Annotated in this window: 4 protein-coding genes; all 4 read right to left on the reverse strand. The window is 61.2% G+C overall.

Annotation, left to right across the window (positions count from 1 at the left end):
* Positions 1–80 precede the first annotated feature (80 nt).
* Entirely contained in the window at positions 81–512 is a 432-nt protein-coding gene (locus AB0J67_RS39245) for a hypothetical protein (protein ID WP_363490588.1), read from the reverse strand.
* A gap of 270 nt (positions 513–782) precedes the next feature.
* Complete coding sequence (locus AB0J67_RS39250; protein WP_363490590.1) at positions 783–1,856, reverse strand: hypothetical protein; 1,074 nt, start codon at positions 1,854–1,856, stop codon at positions 783–785.
* Between the two features lie 280 nt (positions 1,857–2,136).
* The gene (locus AB0J67_RS39255; RefSeq protein ID WP_363490592.1) at positions 2,137–3,168 is read right to left on the reverse strand and encodes a polyprenyl synthetase family protein; all 1,032 of its coding nucleotides are present in this window, start codon (positions 3,166–3,168) and stop codon (positions 2,137–2,139) included.
* Between the two features lie 168 nt (positions 3,169–3,336).
* Complete coding sequence (locus AB0J67_RS39260) at positions 3,337–4,338, reverse strand: 4-hydroxy-3-methylbut-2-enyl diphosphate reductase (protein WP_363490594.1); 1,002 nt, start codon at positions 4,336–4,338, stop codon at positions 3,337–3,339.
* Between the last annotated feature and the right edge of the window lie 324 nt (positions 4,339–4,662).

Below are 4,662 nucleotides of genomic sequence, written 5' to 3' on the forward strand. Positions count from 1 at the left end.
CTGTTCATCACCACGCTGCGCCAAGACCCAAAAGCGGCTGCGCCGGCCTGACCCTCTACAAGGTCATCGGCGAGATCCAGCTACTCCTCGCCACCTGGGCCGGCGCCTGCCCCACCTGCCGACGAAAGATCAGAACCGTCCGCCGCAAACGCCGACCACCGACCTAACAAAGCACTACTAGTCGTGAGTCCGCGCGCGCGCAGCTCACCAAGAAACGGATGGTAGATCGAACCCAGGTGTCCGCCGAATGCCCTGGATCCGCCCTGGAATCGAGCGAGAAGCTCGACCCTATCCTCCATCGCCTCGTCATCGAGGCTGGAAAATAAAATAAGATACTTCGAGCAAACCATAAGTTCCCACCATGATGCATCAGCGGGACTGGTATAGCAGGCAAACGTCGCCGAAAGAAACGCCGCCTTGGCGTGCCAGGAACAGTCACGATCGCACGTACATACTCGAGAAAACCACGCGAGCGTATCTTCGGCGATCTCGCGATGCAGGTCACTTCCCATGTATGCGTAGTACGGCTCAAGTTGACGCGTCAAGACTATCCTTAGTCTGATTTCGACAATGGCTCCGCACGCGGAAGTCCGGAACAGCACTATAAGACGACGGGGTAGCCGCCGCCGGTCCTGCGGCCACACGCAAGTGGTCCAGAAATTTTGATTAGGACGTCAGAATGGGAGCTAATCCCAAGGGCTTGATGACTAACCTACCGTATGCCGCCATGCGCGGCTCCTAGCGTATCGTCGATTGGCATATGATGCGACTGCCGGCCTAATCTATACGGGATCTATACCAGCTGGCTGCCGAGGCGCCGATCCATCCGCTGAGGCTGCCCAGGCTCGCAGCGAAGAAATCGCGCGCAGCGCGAATACTGTGGTGATGTGCGGCGAGCCAAAGTACACAGGGAATCGGCCCATCCGATAGTAGCTGCAGGCCGGCCACGAACCGTCCGGACGTTGCCAGCCGGCCAGTGTCTCGGCGAGTTCCCGTTGGCCGTCCTCGATCTTGAGGTTACTCCTCGCGATCATGAGTAATGCGAGCCGTAGGCTATCGCCGGACGCCGCGACATCGATCGAATACTTATGCGTCAAAGCCCGGCGAAGCGGTTCCTCCAAAGCACGTGCGTACCGGGTGGATTGTCCGCAAAGCCTCGATGCCGCGTGCAGGAACGCCTCAGGCGAGGGGTAGTAGCGGGTGCCTACGAGATAACGCCCGGAGGCCAAGTGGTTACGGACGTAGTTCAGCGTGCGCGTCACTACATAGTCATCGAAGCTGTTCAGCTGCGCCCCCACCAGTCCTACCGTGTATAGCGCGTTCGCGCAGGCGACGGCGTCGTGCTTGCGCCCGCGAGGCAGTGCTCCCGGCTCAGCCCCGTCCTCCCAATAAACCATCATCACCCCTGACTGAATACCGCCTTCATCGAGATCGGGGCTCTGCGCACCTGCCATCTGGACTGCCGAACGGGTCAGCTCCGCCACGGTGCGATGAAGGTCCTGCGCGGGCAGGTACCCGCGCTTCCATAGCCCGTTGATGGCCAGAGCCGTGCAGTCCGTGTCTGCGGCAAAGGCGTGGACGCGCGGGAAGAATCGAAACCTTGATCGCCATCGGCAGTCCTCGACCGATCTGGCTAAATTCTGGATGAGTTGCTGCTCATTTGGATGGCCGGACAACGGGAGATGAGTAAGCGCCAACATTGCGGAAAAGCCCTCGTCGCCCAAGTCAAATCCGATGTCCTTGCCGTAGCTCTGACGAATGAAGTCTCGTACATGCGACGTTGGGAGAAGGTCCTTGAATGCGAAATCGCGAGCGATGCTTGCAGTCGGCATACCACCCTCGAGGTGGTTGCCCACCATGAATCCTTGGCCTAACTCGATTGGTCGTGCAACTGCGCCCACTGACGTCGACCTCATCCCCACCTACCAGAACCTTTCACAAGAGCATCCAATTGGGCCGCGATGAAAGCCGCGGGTGCGCCCGCGTTCGCTAATTTGAACCACCTTCCGAGGTATATGACAGATGCTTGATGGCTCAATTGCTAAGCGAAGGGCTGCGACTTCGCTAAGCCAGCGGCATGTGTACCGCATCGCGAGACAGTCACCGCGAGAGCCGAAGCACTCTTTCGGTATTCGGCTACGTTTCCCGTACCACTACGAAGTCGGCGAACGCGACGAAGTGCTGCCGTACCGTGTCCGGCATGGGTATCTCGTCGAGCGCGTCGAGCGCGGCGGCGTACTGGTGCCTCGCCTCGTTCTGTGCCCAGGCGCGGCCGCCGGCCTGTTCGATCAGGTCCGCACGCACATCCAGGTGTTCCTCGTCCTCGTCCGTCAAGTCTTTCGAGTCGGCCAGCAGCTGGGCGAGTCGACGCGAGGCGGTGCCGCCGTCGGCAAGGGCGGCGGCCACCGGAAGTGACTTCTTGTGGCGACGCAGGTCGCTGCGGTGAGGTTTGCCGGTGGCCTCGGGGGCGCCCCAGATGCCGAGCAGGTCGTCTACGCTCTGGAAGGCCAGCCCGACGTGATGGCCATAACGTCCCAGCGCTTCGGACGTCTTGGCGTCAGCGCCAGCAAGGACCGCACCGATCGTACAGGCTCCCGCGAGAAGCGCGGCGGTCTTGTTGCCCTCCATCTCCAGGCATTCCTCGACCGTTACGTGCTCGCGGAGTTCGAAGGTGAGGTCTTGGGCTTGGCCGTCGATCAGTCGTCGGGTGGCGGAGGTGATGACGTTGACCGCCCGGATCGCGTCGCTGGCAGAGACTTGCGTGGTCTGCGGGGCCTCCAGCAGCACCTCGATACCGAGCGCAAGCAGCGCGTCACCGACCAGGACGGCCTGCGCTACGCCAAAGACGGCCCAGGCGGTGGCACGGTGGCGGCGAAACTCATCACCGTCCATCACATCGTCGTGTAGTAACGAAAAGTTGTGTACGAGTTCCACGGCCACACCGCCGGGCACTCCCGCGGATGCATCACCGCCCACGGCTTCGGCGGACAGCAGCGCCAGAGCCGGACGCACCGCCTTTCCTCCGGCTGCCCTAGCTGGCCTGCCGTCGCGGTCGATCCAGCCGAGATGGTACGCGGCAATGGTGTCCATGGGTGCGGCCAGACGACCCACCGCCTGGCGCAGCAGCGGAGTACACATGGTCCGGCCCTGGTCCAGCAGGGCCGACACGGATCGAGTGGTGTTGTCGGACGGGTTCAAAATAGATTGTTTCACTGATCGATTCGTTTCTCGTTAAGTGCGTGAGTTCGTGCTGGCATACCGGATCCGGCCGCGAATCCACTGCAGACGCACATCTTCCCCTTGAGCCCACAGCAAAGGCTTGCCAACAAAATGCGCTCAACATTCATTACTTTGGTCTGGCTCGAGCAGCTCATCCCGGCTACGCGCCAGTTCGCGAGGCAGCGCGAAGAGCTGGGTCTCGACGGCGCTACGCACGATCTCGACATCGGCAAAGCCTCGAGTCGCCAGCCACGACAGCACGGCATCGACGAGTACATCCGGTACGGACGCACCACTGGTAACCCCAACGGTGAATACATCCTGGAGCCACGCTTCGTCGATCCCTTCAGCGCTGTCAACAAGATGAGCCGCACGGGCGCGATAGTCCAGAGCGACCTCGACCAGCCGCACAGAGTTGGAAGAGTTGCTTGAGCCGACTACGATCAACAGGTCGCATCGGGGGGCGATCTTCTTGACCGCCTCCTGGCGGTTCTGGGTGGCGTAGCAGATGTCGTCGCTGGGCGGTCCCACCAAGGCGGGAAACCGCTCCCGGAGCCGCTCGACGGTAGCGGCGGTCTCTTCGGCCGACAAGGTGGTCTGCGAGAGCCAGGCAACCCTGTTCTCGTCACGAACCTGGACGTCGAGTACGTCGCCCGGCCCATCGACAAGATGAGTGCGCTCGGGCGCCTGACCCAAAGTGCCAAGAACCTCCTCGTGCCCCTGATGGCCGATCAAGAGGATGTCGTAACTGTCCTCGGCAAAACGTACGGCTTCCCGATGAACCTTCGTGACCAGCGGGCACGTCGCATCGATGGTGGCAAGTCGGCGATCTTTGGCCTCTCCGTGGACCGCGGGAGCGACACCGTGAGCCGACAGGACGACGATCGAACCTTCGGGGACCTCGCTCAGCTCATCGACGAAGACCGCACCTTTGAGTTGCAAGGTCCGCACCACGTACGTGTTGTGGACAATCTGTCTGCGGACATAAACCGGCGCCCCGTACTGCTCCAGGGCCTTCTCCACTGTATTAACAGCGCGATCAACACCCGCGCAGAAACCGCGAGGGGCGGCAAGCAGCACCCGACGTTGAGGAATTGCACCTTCAAGCAACGCATCCATGAACTAATATCTCCGGCTCAATTCCGGAACAAGCTGTTCAGATAGACCACGTAAGTACTTCGGCTCTTAGAACCTTTAGGTTCCAAGGTCACGGCGTTGTGATCATCCTGCAATCTTCCTTTCATGGCCGCGGAGCGGCAATCGGTCAACCCTCGGTTGCGGGGTGTGACCGTTCTTCGCGTGAGCCCCAGTGGAGCGTTGGGTGCCGCGCCGTGGCGACGGCTAGCCCCGCTCTTTCATGAGCGTCGGTCCGCATAGCCGATCATGAAAGCGAAAGTGCCTCCGATCTGGAACGATAGGACTTGTCGAGGGTCCACAACCGTT

Origin of the sequence: Catellatospora sp. NPDC049609 (assembly GCF_040675365.1) — a bacterium.
In the GTDB taxonomy this organism is placed as follows: domain Bacteria; phylum Actinomycetota; class Actinomycetes; order Mycobacteriales; family Micromonosporaceae; genus Catellatospora.